Genomic DNA, 21577 nt, shown 5'->3' with positions numbered 1-21577 from the left:
TCACTGACTCCCGAACGGGTTGGTGATGACGTAACGCCACTCGCCGCGGGCGTTCTTCTTCAGGACGTCGAGTCCGCGTCCGGTGCCGGTCATCTCCGGCGACCCGGGCACCTCGATGCTCCAGTCGACGACGAGCGCGGCGGTGTCGCCGGCGACGTAGCTCTCGCGGACCGTCGCCGACAGCTTCGGCTCCCGCTTGAGGAACTCGGTGACGGCGGCCCGGTGTTCGTCACCGCTGACGGCCTTGCCGGGCTCCCAGACCGCGGCCGCGCCGGGCGCGTACACCGCCATGATCGCGTCGACGTCGCGGGCGGCGTAGGCGTCCAGGTACCGCTGGTTCATCTCGGCCGGGTCGGCGGGTTCGGCGGCCTCCTCGGCCGGGCCGGTGAGGTGCAGGGGGCGCACCTCCAGTTCCTTGGCCAGGTACGCGTCCCGCCCGGCCAGGAACTCCTTCATGTACGGCTGGGCGATATGGCGGGCCAGGTCCTTGCGGGTGGCCCAGATCTCGTAGAAGACGAAGAGGGTGGGGTCGTCGGCGTCCTGGTTGATCCAGCTTCCCAGGCAGCCCTCCTCGTTCCGGGACCGCTCCGCGAAGGAGACCAGGAGGGTGGCCAGTTCCTCCGCCTTCTCGGGCCTGGCGTGGGCGAAGCCCACAGCCGACTGAATCTCGCTGCTCATGCGGGGCTCCTCAGCCGAGTAGGGTGCCGCCGGTGGCGTCGACGAACGAACCGGTGATCCAGCGGGCCTCGTCGGAGGCGACGAACGCGACGATGTCAGCGACCTCCGAGACCTCTCCGACCCGCTTGAAGGCCGACAGCGCTGACATCTGCTCGACCGCCTCGGGGTTGTCGAAGACCGGGTCGCCGTTGTTGGTGATGCCCGGCGCGACGGTGTTGATGGTGATGTTGCGGGGCGCCAGGACCGGAGCCATGTGCAGGGTGATCTGCTCCAGGGCGGCCTTGCTCATCGCGTAGGCGATCTGGATGGGGAACGCGGCGTGCGTGACGCCGGAGGAGATGTTGACGATGTGGCCGCCGTCGGGGATCAGCTCCAGCGCCTTCTGGATGAGCAGGAAGGGCGCCTTGGCGTTGATGGCGTAGCAGTTGTCGAGGATCTCCTCGGTGACCGAGCTCGGACCCGCGCCGGCGAACCCGGTGGCGGCGGCGTTGTTGATCAGGATGTCCAGGGTGGCGGACCCGGTGAGCTCGGTCAGGCCGGCCCGCACCCCGTCCAGCAGCTTCTCGACGGCTCCGGCCTCGCCGAGGCTCGCCTGCACGGTGAAGGCGCGGCCGCCGGCCTCCTCGATCAGCGCCACGGTCTCCTTCGCGGCAGCCTCGTTGTTCGTGTAGTTCACGGCGACGACGGCACCGTCCTGGGCGAGCCGCAGCGCGATCCCGCGCCCGATGCCCCGGCTGGCGCCGGTGACCAACGCCGTCCTGTTCTCCAGCCTGCTCATTGAAAACCCTTCGGGAGATACGAAATCGAATCGACTGATGCGTACGGGTCCTGACATGCGAAGGCCGGCCGTGAGGTGGTCCTCACGGCCGGCCTTCGCACGAGACGAGAAAGCGGGCTCAGTCCTGGTGCTTGGCGACCGCCTCGCGGATCGCGGGCACGATCTCACCGGCCCAGTGGCCGAGGGAGGCCATGTCGGGCGTGCCACCGCGCGGGGAGAAGAGCATGAAACCCGACGCCCCGTGGTCGAGGATCGCGCCGGTCAGCTCCTCGACCCACTGGTCCACGCTGCCGCCGATCCAGCGGCCGTCCCGGTCACGGGTGGCGGGCAGCGGCTGCTCCGTGATGCGGCCGGGGAAGTTGAAGACGGTACGGACCTCGCCCGGGTCCCGGCCGACGGCCGCGGCGGCCTCGTCGATGACCGGCCGCGACTCGCGGTAGCGCGGACTGAGCCAGTCCGCCGCGTGGCCGGGAATCCAGCCGTCCGCCACCCGGCCGGTGGCGGCCAGCGACTTGCGGCCCACCGACCCCGTCCACACCGGGGGCGCGGCCACCGGCGCGGGCTCGATCTGGTTCACCCGGTAGTGGCTGCCCTCGAAGGTGACCGGCGAGCCGCCACCCGACAGTTTCCTGATGAGGACGACCGCCTCCTCGAAGGCCGCCACGGCCTCGCTCGGGGTGAGGGGGTCTCTGCCCATGTCGGAGATCCGCTCCCACAGCCCGCCGGCACCGAAACCGAGCACGATCCGGCCGCCGGACAGTGCGGAGAGCGTGGTCACCGTGCGCGCCAGCATGGCGGGGGGCCTCAGCGGCACGTTGGTCACATTGGCGAATCCGGCCAGCCGCCGGGTGCGTCCGACGACGAACCCGACGGTGGCGTACGCGTCCAGACGGGCCCCGATGTAGGGGTGGTCCGACAGGGAGAAGAGGTCGAGGCCCTCGCGGTCGGCCAGTTCGGCCATGGCGAGCAGCTCCGGCGCCTCGTCGATGGTGCTGTGCGCGCCGAAGCCGAAGACGACCTCGGGTGCAGACCGTGTAGTCAAGGTCACGCCTTTCACTTTGTTCGATATTCGTCAGCCGGCCGCGGTGACGAGCGCGTGGAAGACGTAACGACGGCCGGCCCCCGCCTCAGCCTGACCCATGTACTCCAGGAGGGGTTCGATCTCGGCCTTGATGTGGACGAGGGCCTCGGCCTCCGAAGCCCACTCGGAGAGCAGGAAGATCCCGGAATCGTCCGCGGAGACATGGAAGTTGGCGGCGATCGCGCCCGGGTAGGCGCGGTCCTCGCCCACCGTCTTCTCCTCGGTGCCGAGCAGCCCGTCGGTCCAACTCCGGGCCGTGTCGTCGCCGTTCATGGAGAAGAAGGCGGCCGGATAGCAGCCGACCGGCGGCAACGGGTCCGGCAGCACGGTGGGTTGCACCCGGCGGTACAGGGTGAACGCCCGGGGCTCTCCCGGTTCGAACCCCAGCGTCCGCCAGTCGGGACGCAGGGCGGCGAATGCGGTGCGCAGGGCCTCCTCGGAACCGCCGTCCGTGGACCACTGGGCGTAGGTCAGCAGCGACGTGCCGTCGGTGCCGGTGAACAGGGTCAGGGAGAGCAGGCCGGCCGGCCACGCGGCGGACTCCCACTGCGCGACCACCGCGGCCGCGGCGGCCTCGACGCGGGCGGGATCGCCGAGGACCGCTTCCTCTACCAGTGCTGTGGTGACGTCGGGGCGGCCTATGGACGGCCGGACGTCCGACACGGTGGGCATCGTCGAACTCCTAGGTTCTCGTGGGCTACGCGGCCTTGCGACCGATGACCAGAACGTCCTCGTGCAGGCCCTCGACCTCGACGGTCTCCGGCCAGAAGCCCGCCTCGCGCAGCCAGCCGTGCAGTTCGTCAGCGGTGTACTCGTGACCGCCGCGCGACCACACGAGCATGGTCAGACCCGCCAACGCCCCGTGCATCGAGGGCTGTTGGCCGCCCGCCATGGGGTCGTAGACGAGTACGGCGCCGCCCGGTTCCAGGGCGTCGTAGGCCCGCTTCAGGAGCGTGAGCCGGTCCTCCACGCCCCAGTTGTGCAGAACATGGCCGAAGACCAGCGCATCGGCCTTGGGCAGGTCGTCCTTGAAGAAGTCGCCGCCGTGGAAGGTGACGGGCGTGGTGGTGGCACCGAGCCGGTCCATGTGCCGCTCGAAGGCGTCCTCCAGCGGCGGCAGGTCGAACACCGCGCCCTTGAGGTGCGGGTTGCGGGTGACCACCTGGTGGGCGAAGTTGCCGCGGGCGCCGCCGATGTCGACGAAGGAGGTGAAGCCGCTCCAGTCGAAGCCGCTCAGGGCGGCCGCGATCGGCGCGTTGAGCAGGTCCATGCTGTCCAGGAACCCGTCGGTGGCCTCGGCGTCCGCGTACAGGGTGTCGTACGGGTTGCCGGCGACCGCGGCCTGGTTCTGCGGTTTTCCGGTGCGCAGGGAGTCGGCCAGGCCGTTCCAGGCGGGGTTGAGCTCCTGCTCGCAGAAGTGGAGATAACCGCCGAGGTAGGCCGGGCGGCCGCGGACCAGGAAGGCGTCGGTGACGGCTGAGTTGGTGAAGCGGCCGTCCGCGGTCTCCAGCAGACCGAGGTGGACGAGGCCGGCGAGCAGGTCGTTGGTGCCGCGCGGGACGAGGCCCAGGCGGTCGGCGAGCTCGTCGGAGGTCGCCCCTCCCTTGGACAGTTCGGTGAAGACGTCGTGCTCTACGGCGGCCAGCAGGATCCGGGACTGCCAGGAGCCGAGGATGAGCCCCATGATCGGTCCGGGGTTCACGGGGCTCTCGGGCGATTCGACGGCCATGGTCGGTAAGCCTCCTTGGACGATGAACGGGTGAACGGGTCGGGTGGGTCAGGGACGGCGGACGAGCGCGGCGGCCAGGCCCAGTGCCCCGACCGCGGTGACGAGCGCCAGCGCGGGTCGCGGCCCGTCGCCGTGGGTCAGGAGCAGCCCGACGAGCGGCAGCAGCACTCCGGCGCCGAGCTGTACGCAGGTCTGGTACAGCGACACGGCCGCGCCCCGCTCCGCCGGGTCGAATCCCGCGGTCGCCTGCGCGTTCAGGGCGACGAACGCGCAGCAGAAACCGGCCTCGACGAGCAGCAGGGTGGGCAGCAGGCCGACGGCGTAGGGGCTGCCGTCGGGCCGGGCGAGGTAGAGGCCGTAGCCGAGCAGCGGGAAGAGCGCGCCGAGCGTGATGAGCCTGCGGGTCCCGTACCGGGCGATGAACCGGCCCGCGAAGGGCACCGTCAGCGCGAGCGGAACGCAGGCGGGCAACAGCGCGAGCGCGGTCCGCCAGGGCGACCAGCCGAACTCGTCCCGCAGCTGGAAGACCAGCAGCAGGAGCAGCCCCTGATACGTGCCGTTGAGCGAGGCCGCCCCCAGCGCGGAGCGCAGCAGCGAACCCCGCTTCAGAAGGCCGGGACGCGGCAGCCGGTGCGGGCCGCCGGCCGGCCCGGTCCGCGCACGGGAGCCGCGGCCGTCGGTGCGGGGGTCGGGCAGGACGTACAGCCCGCCCAGCAGCAGGACCAGGGCGACCGGTGCCGGGAAGACGAACACCCAGCGCCAGGCGGACTCCGGCAGCGCGCCCGCCAGGAGCAGACCGGCCGTGAAGCCGGCCGCGCCGAACAGCGAGTAGACCGTCAACGCCCGCCGCCGCTCGGGCCCTTCGGTGAACAGCTCGTTGATGAGGGCGAGGCCGGTCGGTGCGGTCAGGGCCGCGCAGCAGCCCTTGACGACCCGGACGGCGATCAGGAGCGCGGGACCCGCGACGAAGCCGCCGGCCACCGATGCCAGGCCGAACACGAGCATGGCGCCCAGATAGACGCGCCGCCGCCCGAGACGGGCGCAGAGCGCGGGCCCGAGCAGCAGCAGGGTGGCGAAGCCTAGCGCGAAGCCGCTCATCAGCCACTGGGCGCCCCACGGCGTCAGGGAGAACCGCGCGGCGATCGCGGGCAGGGCGATGAGGACGACGGACACCTCGACGGCGTCCAGCAGCATGTTCCCGGACAGCACCAGCAGACGGGTCCACTGCCGTACGTCCCAGCCGCCGCGCAGCTGCGGCGGGTCGGCGAGCGTCGAGGTCACCAGTCCAGCACCTGGCCCTCGGGCGTCCCGTCCTCGCCGAGGAAGGCGGCGGTGGGCCCGTCGTCGTCGAGCGTGGCGAGCAGCACCGGAATGCGGGCTCCCTGCTCGGGGGTGAGGACTCCGTGGTGCCCGTTGATGTCGGTGGCGACGAAGCCCGGGGAGGCCGCGTTGACGAGGATGCCGGTGCCCCGCAGCTCGTTGGCGTAGGTCAGGGTGACCGCGTTGAGCGCGCTCTTGGAGGTGGCGTACGACAGCATGACCGGGAACTCGCCGGGCGGGTGCACGCCGGTCGGATCGTGGTTGGCGGCGGCCGCGGACAGCGAGCCGATCGCGCTGCTGACGTTGACGATCCGGGCGGACGGGGCCCGGCGCAGCAGCGGCAGCAGGGCGTTGGTCACGGTGACGACGCCGAACACGTTGGTCTCGTAGACCGCGCGCACCTCCTGGGCGGGGGTCTGGCTGGGCGGCCTCATGGGGCCGCCGATGCCGGCGTTGTTGACCAGGACGTGCAGCATGCCGTGTTCGTCCTGGAGCCGTTTGGCGGCGAGCGCGACGGAGGTCTCGTCCATGACGTCGAGGTGCAGGAACCGCACGTCGAGACCGTCGGCGCGCAGCGCGCCGGCGGCCGCGCGGCCCCGCTCCTCGTCGCGGGCGCCCAGGTGGACGGTCAGACCGCGTTCGGCGAGCTGCCGGACGATCTCCCGGCCGATCCCCTTGTTTCCTCCGGTGACGACGGCGACGCGCGCGGTGTCGACGGACATGGGTTCCCTCTCACTGGTCGGTGCGGGGCTGCGGCGGTTCAGCCGAGCAGGGTGCCGCCGGTGGCGTCGATGAAGGCGCCGGTGATCCAGCGGGCCTCGTCGGTGGTCAGGAAGGTGATGACGTCGGCGACGTCGCCGGCCTCACCGACCCGGTTGAAGGCGGAGAACTTCGCCATCGCCGCGACGGCGTCGGGGTTGTCGAAGATCGCGCCGCCGTTGTCGGTGATGCCCGGCGCGACACTGTTGATGGTGATGCCGCGCGCCGCGAGGAGACGGGCCAGCTGGAAGGTGAGCTGTTCGATCGCGCCCTTGGTCATGGCGTAGGCGACCTGGTCCGGGACCGAGGTGCGGGTGACGCCGGTCGTGACGTTGATGATGCGGCCGCCGCTCGGCATCTGTTCGAGGGCACGCTGCACGAGGAAGTAGGGCGCCTTCGCGTTGACGGCGAAGTAGCGGTCGAACTCCTCGGGGGTGAGGTCCTCCGGCGCCGAACCGGTGGACGTCACGGCCGCGTTGTTGACGAGGATGTCGAGGCGGGTCTCGCCGGTGCGCTCCTTGAGACCGCGTTCGAGCCCCAGGAACAGTTCGTGCACGTCACCGGGGACGCCGAGTTCGGCGCGGACCGTGAAGGCGCTGCCGCCCTCCTTCTCGATGTGTTCGACGGTCTCGGCGGCGGCCTGTTCGTCGGCCGTGTAGTGCACCGCGACCAGCGCGCCCTCCCGGGCGAGCCGGATCGCCGTCGCCCGGCCGATGCCGCGGCTGGAGCCGGTCACGAGGGCCGTCTTGTCGGTGAGCCTGTCCACGGTTGCCCTTCCTGGTGGGTGGGGGTGCGGCCGGGGCCGCTGCGGCACGTCGAGGCCGCTGATCATGCGGGCGAGGTGCCGGCGTACGGGGGCGACGGCCAGCAGTTCGCCGAACACGTCCCGCAGCGCGGTGACCTCCTCACCGCCGAACAGCAGCTGGGCCTGGGCCCGGATGTTGGCCAGCGTCCGGGCGCCCACGGGGTGGCGCTCGGCGTGGTAGGTGTCGAGCAGGGCGGGCCGGCCGCGTCCGGTGGCCACGTCGGCGAGCAGCGGGGCGAGGGCCGCCGCGTCCTGGAGGCCGAGGTTGACGGCCTGCCCGCCGACCGGCATCTGGCGGTGCGCGGCGTCACCGGCGAGCAGCACCCGGCCTCGCCGGTATGCGGTGACCTGCCGGGAGGCGTTGTCGAAGCGGTTGAGCCAGACCGGCCGCCCGTGCCGGATGTCCTCGCCGGTCACAGCGGCCCACGCGTCGGCGACCTGCTCGAAGGTCACCTCACCGGTGGGCTGTGGGCCGAACCGGTGGACCATGAGCCGGGTGGTGCCGTCGGGCCGGCGGTAGGCGGTGGCGACACCGTCGGCGAACCGCTGCAGACGCCGGTCGTCGAGGTCGATGCCCGCGATGTCGGCCCGCAGCATCACCTTGTCGGCCTCGCGTCCGGCGAACTCGAACCCGCCGAGTTCCCGCACGACGCTGTGCTCGCCGTCGCAGCCGACGGCGTACGCCGCTACGAGCTCGTATGTCCTACGGCCGTCCCCGCGCACCTCCACCCGGACGCCGGCGTCGGTCTCCCGCAGGCCGGTCACCGTGTGGCCACGCCGGATCTCGGCGCCCAGGTCGAGCGCCCAGGACTGGAGCCCGGCCTCCAAGTGGTGCTGGAGACACTCCCATTGGCCCGCGTAGGGGTGCTCCGGGTCGGCCGCGGTGAGATCGAGGCGCAGTCCGCCGAAGTGGCCGGGGCCCAGGGCGGGGAGTTCGCCGAGCCGGGGCAGGAAGCCGCGGTCGGCGAAGATCTCCATGGTCCGTGCGTGCAGGACCGACGCCCGTGACTCGCCACTCGGTTCCGACAGCCGCTCCAGAACGACGACCCGGGCACCGCCCGCGCGCAGTTCGGCGGCGAGGAACAGCCCGACGGGCCCGGCGCCGACCACGACGACGTCGTAACGGGTCACCGGTGCCGTCCCGGGCCGAACCAGCGCTCCAGAGCGGAGTCCAGGGTGCGGTGGCTCCCGGGTGCCGCCCAGGCGGCGTAGCCGTCCGGGCGCAGCAGCACCGCCGTCGTGCCGGTCAGGGGGCTGCCCTCGGGCAGGGTGTCGGGGGTGGCCGTGACGAGGTCGACGCGGTCGCGCCAGGGCTGCGCGCGGCGGCGCAGCACGGCGTTGTCGTCGAGGTCGAGGAGCACGCCCCGGCCGGCGCGCAGAAGGGCCGTGCTGCTGGTCCGGCGGCCGTCGGCCGTGGTCACCGGCAGGTGCGGGAGCCGGCGCCCGAGCAGCGGGCTCGGACCCCCGCCGACGTCGTAGCGGATGTCCAGACCGCTGACCCGGGCGGCCAGGTGGCGGACCACCTCGGGGTAGCGGAGCAGCTCGGACAGGACGTCCCGCAGCGGCTGGGCCTCCTCGCCGCCGAGCACCAGCAGGCTCTGTGCGCGGGTGTTGGCGAGCAGTGCCCGGCCCACCTCGTGCCGCTCGGAGTGGTAGGTGTCGAGCAGTTCCCCGGGGGCGTCGCCGCGCAGCACCGCCGCAAGCTTCCAGCCGAGGTTGTGGGAGTCCTGGACGCTGGTGTTCATGCCCTGACCGCCCGCGGGAAGATGCACGTGGGCGGAGTCGCCCGCCAGCAGGACACGGCCGCGCCGGTACTCGGTGACCTGCCGGGTGGCGTTGCCGAAAGCGCTGACCCACACCGGTTCGGCGTGCGAGACGTCGCCGCCGGTGAGCCGCTTCCACAGGTCGGCGACCTCGGCGAAGGCGGGCGGGCCGGTGCGCCGCTGCGGCGGGATGCCGTGCTCGCCGACGATGATCCGGTGGATCCCGCCCGCCAGCTTGGCCACCATCACGAACCCGCCGCCGACCTGTTGCCCGGTCATCCTGGGCTCCAGATCGACCCCGCGCACGTCGGCCAGCAGCATCTCCGTCGTGGCGGCCGTGCCGGGGAAGTCGAACCCGGCCGCCTTGCGCACCAGGCTGCGCCCGCCGTCACAGCCGACCAGGTAGCGGGCGGACAGCCGGGTCTCGCCGTCCTCGTGCCGCACGGTCACCGTCACACCGTCGGCCGTCTCCCGGTACGACAGGAACTCGTGCCCCCGCCTGATGTCCGCGCCGAGTTCACCCGCCCAGGACTCCAGGGCCTGTTCGGTCACCGACTGCGGGACGGTACGCGCCGCCTCGTGGGCCGACCCGAGGACACCCATGTCCAGCGGCAGCCCGCCGAAGTGGCCCATGCCCCCGGTCTCGTAGGGCCCGAGCCGGCGCAGCAGTCCGCGCTGGTCGAACACCTCCATGGTGCCGATGGTCAGACCGATCCCCCGGGACTCCCCGGTGCGCTCGCGGTGCCGTTCCAGCACCACGACGTCGATGCCCGCGAGGCGCAGTTCCCCGGCGAGCATCAGCCCGGCGGGCCCTGCTCCAACAATGACCACCGAAGCGTCCATGAACCTCTCCTTCTCTGTGCCAGTAGCGGAGCCGCGGACAGCGGCAGTTCCCCCGCGCCGTCGTACAGACACGCCACCGGGAGGGTGCGCAGCGTGATGAGCGGCTCGGTGGCGACGGCCAGGGCGGCAGCGGCGGCGTGGTGCGGACCGACCTGCACGTCCCGCACGATCCAGCCGACCGGGCCGGGCGGGGCGTCCGCGTCGGTTGCGGTCCCCAGGTAGTCCAGGCCCGGCCGACGGCCGAGGCCCGTGCCCAGGCCCTTCAGGTAGGCCTCCTTGCGGGTCCACAGCCGCGCGAAGGACGCGGGCCTGAACTCCTCGGGCAGTGCGAGCAGTTCGCGCCACTCCGCCGGGTGCAGGGCGGGCCCGCACACCTGCACCGCCTCGCTCGCCGGGGTGCGCTGCACGTCGACGCCGACGGCGCTCGCCGCGGTGCCGATCAGGATCAGCCCGTGGCTGTGCGAGAGCGAGAAGTGCAGCGGCACGGGCGGATCCCGCAGCACGGGCCGGCCGGTGCGGGGTGAGCGCGCGGAGCCGCGCTCCGGCCCCAGCAGCAGCCGCTCGGGCGGGAAGCCGGTGGCGGCGGCGAGGATGCGGCGCAGCGCGATGTGCGCCGACAGGTACTGCACCCGGTCCACGGGCCGGACGAACAACTCCGCCCGCCGTGCCTCGGCGGCGTCGAGTTCGCGCACCGCCAGCCGGGCCGCCGCGGCACTGCCGGGGAGCGGTGAGCGCAGCAGCCACAGCGAGAGTTCCGGTGGCTCGCGCAGCACGGAGGCCACCGGGAGTGCGCGGGAAGGTCGGACCGCACCTGGTTCAGCGCCGTGCCTCGGCATGGGCCTTCGCGTGGCCGAGGGTGGCCCTACTGTTGGTGCTGAGCGCGTTGTGCACGTAGGCGCGCGCGTCGGCGACGGTGGCGTCCTCTCCGAGGATCCGGGCGATGTTGCCGGTGTTGAGCGTGACCGTGTGCTGGGAGGACGCGGTGGTGCCGGAAGCGGTCTCGGCGAACGTCCAGTAGCCGGTGTGCAGCGTCATCAGCGCCGGCAGGGTCACCTGCTTGTAGGCGATCCTGTGGTGCGGGAACGTCACCCGGTACGACTTGGTGGTGTGGACCGAGCCGTCCTGGGCGCGGGTGTCCATCTCCAGGGTCTGCAGGCCGGGAGTGTCCTCGGTCAGCCGTACCGTGGCCACGTGCGGCAGCCGCTCGGACCACAGGTGCGCCTCGTTGACGAAGTCGTAGACGTCCTTGGCCGCTCCGGCGATGTCGACGGAGTCCTCGAAGGAGAAGGTCAGATCCGCCTCGGCGTGGGCCCGCTCGACGTTGGTGCGCAGCGCGGCCAGCTCCGAGCGGGAGTTGCGGTCGACGGCCTCGTCGATCCACGCCAGGTGACCGGGGTCGTCGTCCACGGCCCGGTAGTCGTGCAGCAACCGGATCCTGGACTCGGTCGCCGACAGGGGCTCGATGATCCAGGCACCGCCCATGGTGGCCACCGGATGCGTGGACACCTCCTGGCGGAAGTCGATACGCAGGCCGTCAGGGTTCAGGACGCGGCGCGAAGTCCAGTTCTTGGCCTCGCCGTTGGCGGTCGCCCAGATCTGGATCCGCTCTTCGCGCGCCCCGCGTTCGACGTGCTCGACATGGATGGTCGGCGGGAAGATCCGCGGCCAGTTCTCCACCTCGGCGAGCAGCCGGTACACCGTCTCGGCCGGGGCGGCCACGGCGATGTCGTGCTCGACCTCACGGATGGTCATGGTCAGCTCTCCTAGGGAGGGTCAGAAGTTGCCGAGTCCGCCGCAGACGTTGAGCGCCTGCGCGGTGATGGAGGCCGCCGTGTCGGAGGCCAGGTAGCCGACCAGGCCCGCCACCTCCTCGGGGGTGGAGTAGCGGCCCAGCGGAATCTTGGCCTGGAACTTCTCCAGGATGGCCTCCTCGCTGGTGTCGTAGGCGGCCGCGTAGCCCTGCCGTACCCGCTGGGCCATGGGGGTCTCCACATAGCCGGGGCAGACCGCGTTGACGGTGATGCCGGTGGGGGCCAGCTCGTTGCCGAGCGCCTTGGTGAAGCCGACGACCCCGTGCTTGGAGGCCGAGTACGGCGCCCCGAGCACCACGCCCTGCTTGCCGGCCGTGGAGGCGATGTTGATGATCCGGCCGCGCTCCTTGTGTCGCATCCCGCCCGCGTTGAGGACTTCGCGGGTCAGCCGGAAGACGCTGGTGAGGTTGGTCTCCAGGACGTCGTCCCACAGCTCGTCGGTGAGGTCGGCGGTGACCCCTCCGCCACTGCGGCCGGCGTTGTTGACCAGGACGTCGACGGTTCCGAAGGTCTCGACGGCGGCCCGTACGAAGGCCCGGACGTCGTCGGCGGAGCGGACGTCGACGGTGGCGCCGTCGACCTCCAGTCCCTCGTTGCGCAGTTCCTTCACGGTGGCGGTGACGTTGTCGGCGTCGCGGGCACCGATGAAGACCCGGTGGCCCTGCTCGGCCAGGAGCCGGGCGGCGGCGAGGCCGATCCCGCTGGTGGCACCGGTGACGAGGGCCACCCGCTTGTGCTGTTCTGACATGTCTGTCGTCTCCAGGAGAGGTGGATGCGGGCGTTCGGCTCAGACGAGGGAGGCGAGACCGGTGTTGACGGTGTCGATCAGCAGGCGCGGGGTGTTCGCGATGCTCAGCACCTCCTCGTCGAGGGAGATGCCGTACTCGCGCTCTATGCGGCCGCCGGTCTCCAGCAGGGCCAGCGACTCGTAGCCCAGTTCCTCGAAATCGGTGTCGAGGATGTCGCCGTCCAGGTCGTAGGACTCGTCGGCGCCGGCCGCCTCGATGAGGATGCGGCGGAGGTCGTCGAGGGTGAATGCCTTCTCGGCCATGGCAGTTCCTTTGAGTTCGGCGGGATCGGTGGGGGTCACCGGGATCGGTGGGGCGGACCGGCCGGGGGCCCTGCACGGCAGGCGCGCCCGACTGGCGGGGGTCGGAATCGGCCGGACCCGCGGTCGGTAGGCGAACCGTGCTGACCAGCGGCAACGGCGGCGGCCGCAACCGCTCGGCGGACCCGACAGGTCCGACGGGACCGGCGGTCGGCCCCGGCGGTCGGGCCCCGGTCGGCGGAGCCGGGTCAGTCGGCGGAGCCAAGGCGACCGGCGGGACCGGGTTACTCGGCGGAGCCGGGTCGACCGGCGGAGCCGGGTCACCCGACGGAACCGGGTCACCCGACGGAACCGGGTCAGTCGGCGGAGCCGGGTCGACCGGCGGAGCCAGGTCACCCGACGGAACCGGGTCACCCGACGGAACCGGGACGACCGGCGGAGCCAGGTCGACCGGCGGAGCCAGGTCACCCGACGGAACCGGGTCACCCGGCGGAACCGGGACGACCGGCGGAGCCAGGTCACCCGACGGAACCGGGTCACCCGACGGAACCGGGTCACCCGACGGAACCGGGTCACCCGGCGGAACCGGGTCGACCGGCGGAGCCAGGTCACCCGACGGAACCGGGTCACCCGACGGAACCGGGACGACCGGCGGAGCCAGGTCGACCGGCGGAGCCAGGTCACCCGACGGAACCGGGTCACCCGGCGGAACCGGGACGACCGGCGAGACCGGGTCACTCGGCGGAGCCGGGTCAGTCGGTGGGGCCGGGTCAGTCGGTGGAGCGGACGATCAGGGCGGAGTTGAAGCCGCCCTGGCCGCGGGCCAGCACCAGCGCGGTGCGGACCTCGGTGGTGCGCGGATGGCCGACGACGAGGTCCAGGCCGTACTCCTGGGCCGGGTCCGTGTTCATCGTGGGCGGGATCAGACCCTCGGCCATCGCGAGGAGGACCGTCGCGAGGTCGAGAGCGCCGGCGGCGGAGTACAGCGCGCCGGTCGTCGTCTTGGGCACGGTGACCGGGACCTGCCCGCGGCCGAAGACCGCGTTGAGGGCCTCGGCCTCGATGCGGTCCAGCTCGGGAACGGCAGCGCCGTCGGCGAAGACCACGTCCACCTCGCGCGCGGTGATCCCGGCGTCCTGAAGGGCCGTCTCGATCGCCAACCGCAGGGCCGGCGGGCGTCCGCTGCCGGGCTTCGGGTCGAACGTGGCGCCGTAGCCCGCGATCTCGCCGTACGCCTTGGCACCCCGCGCCCGAGCGGCCTCCGCCTGCTCCAGGATGAGGATGGCGCCGCCCTCGCCGGGCACATGGCCCGCTGCCCGCTGGTCGAAGGGCAGATAGGCGCCGGCCGGATCGTCCGCGGTGCTCACGCGGCCGCCGGTCAGCTGGGCCACCCAGCCCCAGGGGCACAGGGACGCGTCGACGGACCCGGTGACGACCAGCGGGGTGCCCTTGCGGACCTGGCGGCGGGCCTGGGCGACGGAGTCCAGACCGCCGGCCTGCTCACTGACGACGACTCCGCTCGGGCCCTTCATGCCGTGCCGGATGGAGATCTGGCCGCTGTTGACGGCGTAGAACCAGGCGAAGGACTGGTACGCGCTGACGTACTCGCTGCCCTGACTCCACAGCCGTTCCAGCTCGCGCTGGCCGAACTCGAAGCCGCCCGAGGCACTGGAGGTGACCACGCCCATGTCGAAGGCGGGCAGCTCCCCGGGATCGACCCCGGCGTCCGCGAGGGCCCAGTCGGCGGCGACGAGCGCGAGCCGGGTCATGCGGTCGGTCTGCGGCAGCAGCCGGCTCGGCAGGTGCTCCTCGGCCTCGAACCCGTGGATCTCGCCGGCGAGCCGGGCCGGGTACTGGGTAGGGTCGAAGCGGGAGATCCGGCCGATCCCGCTCTTGCCGACGCGGGCGGCCTGCCAGTACTCCTCGGCGCCGAGCCCGTTGGGCGCGACCACGCCCAGACCGGTCACCACTACTGAGGTGCTCATGCGGCGCTCCTCTCCGGCCGGGCCAGCACCATCGCGCTCTGGAAGCCGCCGAAGCCACTGCCCACGGTCAGTACGGCATCCGTCCGGTGCTCCCGGGCGGTGACGGGCACATAGTCGAGATCGCATTCGGGATCGGGTTCGTGGAGGTTGGCCGTGGGCGGCACCACGTGGTGCGTCATCGCCAGGGTCGACGCGGCGATCTCGATGGCGCCGATGGCCCCCAGGGAGTGGCCGACCATGGACTTGATGCTGCTCACCGGTGTCTCGTAGGCGTGGCCGCCCAGGCTCTTCTTGAACGCGGCGGTCTCGTGCCGGTCGTTCTGCTTGGTGCCGGAACCGTGCGCGTTGATGTAGTCGATCTGCTCCGGGTTCATCCGCGCCTCCTCCAGCGCGACCCGGATCGCCTCGGCCATCTCCGCGCCGTCGGGGCGCAGTCCGGTCATGTGGTAGGCGTTGCTGCGGGTCGCGTAGCCGGCGATCTCCGCGTAGATCCGGGCGCCGCGGGCGCGGGCGCTCTCCAGCTCCTCCAGCACGAAGAAGGCCGAGCCCTCGCCGAGGACGAACCCGTTGCGGGTGCTGTCGAAGGGGCGGGAGGCGCGCTCCGGTTCGTCGTGCCGCGGAGTGGTCGCCCGGATCGCGTCGAAGCACGCCATGGTGATCGGCGAGATCGGGGCGTCGGTGGCACCCGCGACCATGACGTCGGCGGACCCCTCACGGATCAGCTCGATGGCGTAGCCGATGGAGTCGATGCCCGAGGTGCAGCCGGTGGACACCACCGCGTTGGCACCCTCGGCGCCCACCGCCCAGGCCACCTCGGCCGCGAAGGAGCTGGGCACCAGGTGGTTGTAGAGGTGCGGAACGGCGTAGCGGTGGTCGACGAGGTGGAGCCGTCCGCCGTCGCTGACGACCCGGTACTCCTCGTCGAGCCCCATCGTCGCCCCTACGGCCGTGCCGACGGTGACACCGACGCGGTGCGGGGCGTGCGACTCCAGGTCGAGGCCGCTGTCGGCGAGGGCGCCGCGGGCGGCGACCACCGCGAACTGGCCGGCGCGGTCCATGCGCCGGATCTCCTGGGGGCTCAGCCCGTGGGCCTCGGCGTCGAAGTCGATCTCGGCGGCGACCCGGGAGCGGAACGGCGAGGGGTCGAAGAAGGTGATGCCGCGGGTCGCCGTGCGGCCCTCGCTGAGCAGGGACCAGAACGCGTCGGTGCCCACGCCGCCGGGCGCCAGCACCTCGAGACCCGTGATGACGACACGTCGACCGCTCACGAGCTCGCCTCCCAGTGGTAGAAGCGGGTGGCCATGGCATCGGCGGGCGAGCGCCAGGTCGCCGGGTCGTAGGCCTCGATGAAGGGCTTCAGGTCCTCGCTGATCCCTATGAAGCGCGGGTCCGTCTTGGCCGCCTCGATCTGCTTGCCACCGTTGTCGGTGTCGAAGTCCTGGAGGTGGAAGTAGAGCCCCCGGTAGTGGAAGAGCTGGCGTCGGCGGGTGCCCATCAGGTGCGGCATCTCGGTGGCGTCGAACGCCTGGAAGAGATCGGCCACTTGGCCGCCCGCACCGGGCTCCATCCTGGCCACGATCAGGTTGCTGTGCATGCGATTCTTCTCCAAGTTGTCCAGTCCCGAAAAGGGCAGGCGGAAAAACCCGAAAGGACTTGAAAGGAAGAGTGGGCGTCAAGCCGAAAGGTTCGGCGACAAAGCTCCGGACTCTGACATACATCCTCTTCGGAAAGAATCCCGGATTCAAGAGGTGCAGCGTCAGGATAGGGCCCAGAACTACAATTCCGTGTTCACTGGGGGGCGTTGCCGTGCTTCCGCGAGGGCAGGTCGGCGTGCTTGGCCCGCAGCATCTCCAGGGAGCGGATCAGCACGGTACGGGTCTCCCGCGGGTCGATGACGTCGTCGATCAGCCCGCGCTCGGCCGCGTAGTACGGGTGCATCAGCTCGCTCTTGTACTCCTCGATGCGCCGCTCGCGCAACGCGTCGGGGTCCTCGGCGGCGTTGATCTCCCGCCGGAAGATGACGTTCGCGGCACCCTCGGCGCCCATCACCGCGATCTCGTTGGTCGGCCAGGCCAGCGCCAGGTCGGCGCCGATGGACCGGGAGTCCATGACGATGTACGCGCCGCCGTACGCCTTGCGCAGGACCAGCGAGATCCGCGGCACGGTGGCGTTGCAGTAGGCGTACAGCAGCTTGGCGCCGCGCCGGATGACTCCGTTGTGCTCCTGGTCCACGCCGGGCAGGAAGCCGGGTACGTCGACCAGGGTGACGAGGGGGATGTTGAAGGCGTCACAGAACTGGACGAAGCGGGCGCCTTTCTCGGAGGCGTCGATGTCCAGGACACCGGCCATGGCGGCGGGCTGGTTGGCGACGACTCCGACGACGTGCCCGTCGAGCCGGGCGAACGCGCAGACGATGTTCGTCGCCCACAGCGGATGGACCTCGAAGTACTCGCCGTCGTCGACGACCTCCTCGATCACCTTGCGGATGTCGTACGCCTGGCCGGCGGCGGCCGGGACCAGGTCGAGGAGTGAGTCGTTGAGCCGGTCGACGGGGTCGCCGGAGCGCTCGACGGGCGCGAGCTCGCGGTTGTTGGCGGGCAGCAGCGAGAGCAGGTAGCGGACGTCCTCGATGCACTCCTCCTCGTCGTCGTAGGCGAAGTGGGCCACGCCCGAGGTGGCGGCGTGGACATCGGCGCCGCCCAGCCCGTTCTGGGTGATCTCCTCGCCGGTGACCGCCTTGACGACATCGGGCCCGGTGATGAACATCTGGCTGGTCTCGCGGACCATGAAGACGAAGTCGGTGAGTGCCGGCGAGTAGGCGGCGCCGCCGGCACACGGGCCGAGCATCACGGAGATCTGCGGGATGACCCCGGAGGAGCGGGTGTTGCGCTGGAAGATGCCGCCGTAGCCGGCCAGCGCGGTGACCCCCTCCTGGATGCGGGCGCCCGCCCCGTCGTTGAGGGAGACCAGCGGGGCGCCGGCCGCCTCGGCGAGGTCCATGATCTTGTGGATCTTCTCGGCGTGGGCCTCGCCGAGCGCGCCGCCGAAGATCCGGAAGTCGTGCGCGTAGACGAAGACCGTGCGGCCGTTGACGGTGCCCCAGCCGGTCACCACGCCGTCGCTGTAGGGCTTCTTGCGCTCCAGTCCGAATCCGGTGGCCCGGTGCCGGCGCAGCGGCTCGACCTCGTTGAACGAGCCCTTGTCCAGGAGCAGGGCGATCCGTTCCTGGGCGGTCAGCTTGCCCTTGGCGTGCTGGCGCTCGGTGGCCGCCGGGTCCGGGCCCAGCCGTGCCGCCTCCTTGATCCCGGTCAGCTGGTCGACCCGGGCCCGGATCGACTCCTGCGGTGTGCTCATGGTGTTCCCACCTCCGTGGGTCGTCGGGACGGGTCCGGTCAGCGGTCGGTCCCGGGCCGGTACAGGCGGACGAAGTCCGCGACCCCGGCGGTGACGAGTGCGTCGGTCTCGTAGTCGGCCAGCGGGAGGGCCCCGTGGAAGGAGCGCTGAACCACACCCCCGGCGACCAGTTGGATGAACCGCTCGGCGGCGCGCTCGGCGGCCTGGTCCGGGTCGTATCCGGAGCCCTGCTCGCCGGGGTCGCCGAAGTCGAGCAGCCCCCGCTCGGCGAGGCGGCCGAGTCGGCGGGCCAGTTCCCGGGTGGCCTGCCGGGGGCCGGCGGTCCGCCACATCTCGACCACCCCGGCCGGCCACCCGGTGACCTCCGCGCCGAGGTGCCGGACGATCGCGAAGTGCTCCGGGAACGCGGCGAGCGGCGTCAGCCACGCGTGCCCCAGCACGACCAGGTCCCGCTCCAGGTCGGTGACCTCGGCGAGGTGGTCCTCGGCGACGACGGTCAGCGCGGCGGCCACCGAGGCGGCCCCCTCCAGCAGCACGGTGAGCAGCAGCCGCTCCTTGTCCTGGAAGTAGTGGGTGACCGTGTCCTGGTCGAGCCCGCTCTCCGCCGCGACGTCCGCGACCTGGGCATGGACCCAGCCCTCACGGGCGAAGACGACGCGTGCCGCCCGTACCACCGCCCTCCGCTCCTCGGCCGAACCGGTCCGGACGTGCGCGAACGCTGTCTGCTGGATGGTCATGGTGTGTTCCTCCGTGTGACGTACGGATCTGATGGGACGTACGGGTACGGCCGCGCAGCTGGACGAGGAGCGCCGCCGAGGCGGCCAGGGCCGTCGCCGCGCCGCCCGCCAGGAGTCCCGCGCGGGCGCCGAGGCGTTCGGTCAGGGCGCCGGTCAGAAGGGCGCCCAGGGGCGTGGTGCCCTGGAGGGTCAGGGTGTAGAGGGCCATGACCCGGCCCCGGTACCCGGGGTCGCTGCCCAGCTGGATGCGGTGGTTGGCGGCCTGGGCGAAGTACAGGGACCCGAAGCCGGTACCGAGAAGCAGGGCGGCGGCCACCCGAAGGGTGGGCGCGAGCCCGGCGGCGAACTCCAGCACCCCGAAACCGAGCGCGGCGCCGATCACGAGACCTGCGGAGGGTCGCCCTCGCCGGCCGGTGGTGACGAGTGCCGCGAGCAGCGAGCCCGCCGCGAAGGCCGTGGTGAGCAGGCCGAACGCGGACGCGTCGGCGTGGAACACGGTCTTGGCGAGGAGCGGCAGCGTCAGCTGGAAGTTGAGCCCCAGCAGGCCGACCACGGCCACCAGGACCATCGGCAGCACCAGGTCGCGGCGACCCGCCAGGTGCCGTACGCCGTCCAGGACCGGGGCACGCGACGGCCGCCGCCCGTCCCGGTACAGCTCGGCCGGCCGCATCGCCCGCAGCGCGAGCACGGTCGCCAGGTAGCTGACCGCGTTCAGCAGCATCACGGCCGCCGTTCCGAACCGGTCGATCAGCAGCCCGGCCACGGCGGGACCGGCCACCCGCGCGGTGTTGAAGTACGCGGCGCTGAGCGCGGACGCGTTGGGCAGCAGGTCGGCGCCGACGAGCTCGCTGACGAAGGACATCCGCGCGGGCACCTCGACCGAGTTGACGATCCCGAGCGCGAGCGCGAAGAGACAGACGTGCCACAGCCCGGCCCGCCCGGTCAGCACGAGCATGCCGAGCAGCAGGGCCAGCAGCGCCGAGGCGAGGTTCGCGGCGATCAGCAGCCGGCGTTTGTCGTGGCGGTCGGCAAGGCCGCCCGCGTAGAGGGTGAGCAGCAGCAGGGGGGTGAACTGGAGGGCGGTCACCAGGCCGAGGGCGGTCCCGGAGTCACCGGTCAGGGACAGCACGAGCCAGTCCTGTGCGACGACCATCATCCAGGTGCCGGCGACGGAGACGAGTTGTCCCGCCGCGAACAGCCGGAAATTACGAATGGTCAGGGACCGGAACGTGCCGGCGAGGGGAGATCTCATCTCGTCCTTCGTGGGCACACGGCGGGGGACTCTGCATCAAAGCTTCTTCGGTCGCCGACGGCCGGTCAAGGAACCCCGTGTCAGATCCGGGTCAAACCTTGTAATGCTTCGTGAAGGCACGTACGGGAATTCATCGATTTCCGTCACGAAGGACAGGCGAACTTCTGACGACCTTGCTGCCGGGAGAATTACGGAAATAGCGTTTCCCCGTCCGCAGGAAACCATCCAGAGGAGTTCGCGGTGACCCAGGGGACCATCCGTATGCCCGTGGCGACGACGGCCTGCGCCGGAGCCGCCTGTGTCCGTCGTGAGTCCGGCGGCCTGGCCCGGCGCCTCGCCGCCCCCGGCACCCGGCTGTGCCCGGCGTGCCACGAGCACCTGGTGCGGGACCTGCGCCGACTGCCGGAGCTGTACGAGGAGTGCGCACGGCACCTCGACGGGGCCGGCGGCGAGCGGAGCGTGGAGAAGACGTCCGGTGGCCCGCTGCCCGGGATGCCCTTCAACTGCCGTGCGGCCGACACCCGTTCCGCGATTCTGGGGGTGCTGGGCTCCTGGGCCGGTCTGGTCCTGGAGGAGTTCGGGCTGACCGGCCCCCGGCGTGCGGTCGCCCCGCTCGCCCGGTTCCTGATCCGGCACAGCCACTGGCTCGCCGGGCACGAGGCCGCCGGTGAGGTCTCCGCCGAGGTGGCGCGGCTGGTCCGGCGGGCGCACGGGGTGATCGACCCGGCGACGGACCGTCGCGTCCCGGTGGGCGACTGTGTCGAGCCAGGCTGCTCCGGTGACCTCACCGCGGTCGTACGGCCCCGGCAGCCGAGGTTGCCGGCCGCCATCACCTGCACCGAGAATCCCGCCCATCGCTGGGCCGGTCCCGAGTGGCTCCAGCTCAGCAGACGGCTGAACGCGACGTCGGCGACGGACAGTTCCTCCCCGGAGGAGCGCTGGGTGACCGCGGCGGACATCGCCCGGCTGTGGTCGGTGCCACCGGGCAGTGTCTACCGCCATGCGAGCACCGCGAAGTGGCGCCGCCGGAGCGAGTCCGGGCGGACCTACTACCACGCCGCGGACGTCCACGAGTCGCTCAAGCACCGCGCGGCTTAGAACTCCCCTACGGCGAAGGGCTCCTGGCGCACCGCCAGGAGCCCTTCGTCATGCACCGGGTCAGTCCTTGATCTCGCAGATCGCGGCGCCGGAGGTGAGGGAGGCGCCGACTTCGGCGGTCAGGCCCTTGATGGTGCCGGAGCGGTGGGCGTTGAGGGGCTGTTCCATCTTCATCGCTTCGAGGACGACGACGAGGTCGCCTTCCTTGACCTCCTGGCCCTCCTCCACGGCGATCTTGACGATCGTGCCCTGCATCGGCGAGGCGAGGGTGTCACCGGAAGCGACGGGGCCGGACTTCTTGGCGGCCCGGCGCTTGGGCTTGGCACCCGCGGCGAGTCCGGTGCGGGCCAGCGACATGCCCAGCGAGGAGGGCAGGGAGACCTCGAGCCGCTTGCCGCCGACCTCCACGACGATCGTCTCGCGGTCGCCGTCCTCCTCGGCCTCGGTGTCGGCCGGGGCGGCGAAGGGCTTGATGTCGTTGACGAACTCGGTCTCGATCCAGCGGGTGTGGACCGTGAACGGGTCGGTGCTGCCGG

General features: G+C 71.8%; 21 protein-coding genes. 1 reads left to right on the top strand and 20 read right to left on the bottom strand.

The window, feature by feature from the left end:
• The 19 genes from H295_RS0142125 to H295_RS0142035 form a co-directional block, all read right to left on the bottom strand.
• Entirely contained in the window at positions 1 to 678 is a 678-nt protein-coding gene (locus H295_RS0142125) for an antibiotic biosynthesis monooxygenase (protein WP_020141389.1), read from the bottom strand.
• Between the two features lie 10 nt (positions 679 to 688).
• Positions 689 to 1456 carry an SDR family NAD(P)-dependent oxidoreductase gene (locus H295_RS0142120; RefSeq protein WP_028810256.1) on the bottom strand — a complete coding sequence of 256 codons (768 nt, stop codon included), beginning with the start codon at positions 1454 to 1456 and terminating at the stop codon, positions 689 to 691.
• 118 nt (positions 1457 to 1574) lie between these two features.
• Positions 1575 to 2504 (bottom strand): LLM class flavin-dependent oxidoreductase, encoded by a 930-nt coding sequence (locus H295_RS0142115; protein ID WP_020141387.1) that lies wholly within the window; start codon positions 2502 to 2504, stop codon positions 1575 to 1577.
• 24 nt (positions 2505 to 2528) lie between these two features.
• Positions 2529 to 3209, bottom strand: a complete 681-nt coding sequence (locus tag H295_RS44545) for a hypothetical protein (protein WP_020141386.1) — start codon at positions 3207 to 3209, stop codon at positions 2529 to 2531.
• Between the two features lie 25 nt (positions 3210 to 3234).
• Positions 3235 to 4266 (bottom strand): methyltransferase, encoded by a 1032-nt coding sequence (locus H295_RS0142105; RefSeq protein ID WP_020141385.1) that lies wholly within the window; start codon positions 4264 to 4266, stop codon positions 3235 to 3237.
• Positions 4267 to 4314: 48 nt separating this feature from the next.
• Positions 4315 to 5547, bottom strand: coding sequence for an MFS transporter (locus H295_RS0142100; RefSeq protein ID WP_020141384.1), 1233 nt, complete (start codon positions 5545 to 5547; stop codon positions 4315 to 4317).
• The gene (locus H295_RS0142095; protein WP_020141383.1) at positions 5544 to 6308 is read right to left on the bottom strand and encodes an SDR family oxidoreductase; all 765 of its coding nucleotides are present in this window, start codon (positions 6306 to 6308) and stop codon (positions 5544 to 5546) included. Before H295_RS0142095 ends, H295_RS0142100 begins: the two co-directional genes overlap by 4 nt.
• Before the next feature lie 38 nt (positions 6309 to 6346).
• The gene (locus H295_RS0142090; protein ID WP_020141382.1) at positions 6347 to 8281 is read right to left on the bottom strand and encodes an SDR family oxidoreductase; all 1935 of its coding nucleotides are present in this window, start codon (positions 8279 to 8281) and stop codon (positions 6347 to 6349) included.
• Complete coding sequence (locus H295_RS0142085) at positions 8278 to 9756, bottom strand: FAD-dependent monooxygenase (RefSeq protein WP_028810255.1); 1479 nt, start codon at positions 9754 to 9756, stop codon at positions 8278 to 8280. Before H295_RS0142085 ends, H295_RS0142090 begins: the two co-directional genes overlap by 4 nt.
• The gene (locus H295_RS44540; protein ID WP_234021798.1) at positions 9711 to 10529 is read right to left on the bottom strand and encodes a 4'-phosphopantetheinyl transferase family protein; all 819 of its coding nucleotides are present in this window, start codon (positions 10527 to 10529) and stop codon (positions 9711 to 9713) included. The genes H295_RS0142085 and H295_RS44540 overlap by 46 nt, the downstream gene beginning before the upstream one ends.
• A 43-nt stretch (positions 10530 to 10572) precedes the next feature.
• Entirely contained in the window at positions 10573 to 11508 is a 936-nt protein-coding gene (locus H295_RS0142075; RefSeq protein WP_020141379.1) for an aromatase/cyclase, read from the bottom strand.
• A 21-nt stretch (positions 11509 to 11529) separates the two neighbouring features.
• Complete coding sequence (gene fabG, locus H295_RS0142070; RefSeq protein ID WP_020141378.1) at positions 11530 to 12315, bottom strand: 3-oxoacyl-ACP reductase FabG; 786 nt, start codon at positions 12313 to 12315, stop codon at positions 11530 to 11532.
• 39 nt (positions 12316 to 12354) lie between these two features.
• Positions 12355 to 12618 carry an acyl carrier protein gene (locus tag H295_RS0142065; RefSeq protein ID WP_020141377.1) on the bottom strand — a complete coding sequence of 88 codons (264 nt, stop codon included), beginning with the start codon at positions 12616 to 12618 and terminating at the stop codon, positions 12355 to 12357.
• 767 nt (positions 12619 to 13385) lie between these two features.
• Positions 13386 to 14600, bottom strand: a complete 1215-nt coding sequence (locus tag H295_RS0142060) for a ketosynthase chain-length factor (RefSeq protein ID WP_028810254.1) — start codon at positions 14598 to 14600, stop codon at positions 13386 to 13388.
• Complete coding sequence (locus tag H295_RS0142055; protein WP_020141375.1) at positions 14597 to 15868, bottom strand: beta-ketoacyl-[acyl-carrier-protein] synthase family protein; 1272 nt, start codon at positions 15866 to 15868, stop codon at positions 14597 to 14599. The genes H295_RS0142060 and H295_RS0142055 overlap by 4 nt, the downstream gene beginning before the upstream one ends.
• Positions 15865 to 16194: a TcmI family type II polyketide cyclase gene (locus tag H295_RS0142050; protein ID WP_020141374.1), complete on the bottom strand. Its 330-nt coding sequence runs from the start codon at positions 16192 to 16194 to the stop codon at positions 15865 to 15867. The genes H295_RS0142055 and H295_RS0142050 overlap by 4 nt, the downstream gene beginning before the upstream one ends.
• Positions 16195 to 16388: 194 nt before the next feature.
• Positions 16389 to 17954, bottom strand: a complete 1566-nt coding sequence (locus H295_RS0142045) for an acyl-CoA carboxylase subunit beta (protein ID WP_020141373.1) — start codon at positions 17952 to 17954, stop codon at positions 16389 to 16391.
• A gap of 38 nt (positions 17955 to 17992) precedes the next feature.
• Positions 17993 to 18691 carry a TetR family transcriptional regulator gene (locus tag H295_RS0142040; protein ID WP_063741217.1) on the bottom strand — a complete coding sequence of 233 codons (699 nt, stop codon included), beginning with the start codon at positions 18689 to 18691 and terminating at the stop codon, positions 17993 to 17995.
• On the bottom strand, positions 18594 to 19943 hold the full coding sequence (locus tag H295_RS0142035; protein WP_020141371.1) for an MFS transporter: 1350 nt from the start codon (positions 19941 to 19943) through the stop codon (positions 18594 to 18596). The genes H295_RS0142040 and H295_RS0142035 overlap by 98 nt, the downstream gene beginning before the upstream one ends.
• A 240-nt stretch (positions 19944 to 20183) precedes the next feature.
• Here H295_RS0142035 and H295_RS44945 point away from each other — a divergent pair, with 240 nt between their 5' ends.
• Complete coding sequence (locus H295_RS44945) at positions 20184 to 21041, top strand: hypothetical protein (protein WP_020141370.1); 858 nt, start codon at positions 20184 to 20186, stop codon at positions 21039 to 21041.
• A 60-nt stretch (positions 21042 to 21101) separates the two neighbouring features.
• On the opposite strand, the gene H295_RS44530 is transcribed toward H295_RS44945, so the two are convergent.
• On the bottom strand, positions 21102 to 21577 hold a 476-nt coding region (locus H295_RS44530), incomplete at its 5' end, for a biotin/lipoyl-containing protein (protein ID WP_020141369.1).

Source organism: Streptomyces sp. 351MFTsu5.1 (assembly GCF_000383655.1).
GTDB lineage: Bacteria > Actinomycetota > Actinomycetes > Streptomycetales > Streptomycetaceae > Streptomyces > Streptomyces griseorubiginosus.
The sequence above is the reverse complement of the archived record's forward strand: the minus strand, read 5'-3'. Positions and strand labels throughout refer to the sequence as shown.

What these genes read in the sequence shown, in the direction of transcription:
- H295_RS0142045 (WP_020141373.1), bottom strand. Translation starts at nt 17,954, where the DNA reads ATGAGCACACCGCAGGAGTCGATCCGGGCCCGGGTCGACCAGCTGACC.
- H295_RS0142095 (WP_020141383.1), bottom strand. Translation starts at nt 6,308, where the DNA reads ATGTCCGTCGACACCGCGCGCGTCGCCGTCGTCACCGGAGGAAACAAG.
- H295_RS0142105 (WP_020141385.1), bottom strand. Translation starts at nt 4,266, where the DNA reads ATGGCCGTCGAATCGCCCGAGAGCCCCGTGAACCCCGGACCGATCATG.
- fabG (WP_020141378.1), bottom strand. Translation starts at nt 12,315, where the DNA reads ATGTCAGAACAGCACAAGCGGGTGGCCCTCGTCACCGGTGCCACCAGC.
- H295_RS0142085 (WP_028810255.1), bottom strand. Translation starts at nt 9,756, where the DNA reads ATGGACGCTTCGGTGGTCATTGTTGGAGCAGGGCCCGCCGGGCTGATG.
- H295_RS0142040 (WP_063741217.1), bottom strand. Translation starts at nt 18,691, where the DNA reads ATGACCATCCAGCAGACAGCGTTCGCGCACGTCCGGACCGGTTCGGCC.
- H295_RS0142060 (WP_028810254.1), bottom strand. Translation starts at nt 14,600, where the DNA reads ATGAGCACCTCAGTAGTGGTGACCGGTCTGGGCGTGGTCGCGCCCAAC.
- H295_RS0142035 (WP_020141371.1), bottom strand. Translation starts at nt 19,943, where the DNA reads ATGAGATCTCCCCTCGCCGGCACGTTCCGGTCCCTGACCATTCGTAAT.
- H295_RS0142125 (WP_020141389.1), bottom strand. Translation starts at nt 678, where the DNA reads ATGAGCAGCGAGATTCAGTCGGCTGTGGGCTTCGCCCACGCCAGGCCC.
- H295_RS0142065 (WP_020141377.1), bottom strand. Translation starts at nt 12,618, where the DNA reads ATGGCCGAGAAGGCATTCACCCTCGACGACCTCCGCCGCATCCTCATC.
- H295_RS0142120 (WP_028810256.1), bottom strand. Translation starts at nt 1,456, where the DNA reads ATGAGCAGGCTGGAGAACAGGACGGCGTTGGTCACCGGCGCCAGCCGG.
- H295_RS44545 (WP_020141386.1), bottom strand. Translation starts at nt 3,209, where the DNA reads ATGCCCACCGTGTCGGACGTCCGGCCGTCCATAGGCCGCCCCGACGTC.
- H295_RS0142075 (WP_020141379.1), bottom strand. Translation starts at nt 11,508, where the DNA reads ATGACCATCCGTGAGGTCGAGCACGACATCGCCGTGGCCGCCCCGGCC.
- H295_RS0142050 (WP_020141374.1), bottom strand. Translation starts at nt 16,194, where the DNA reads ATGCACAGCAACCTGATCGTGGCCAGGATGGAGCCCGGTGCGGGCGGC.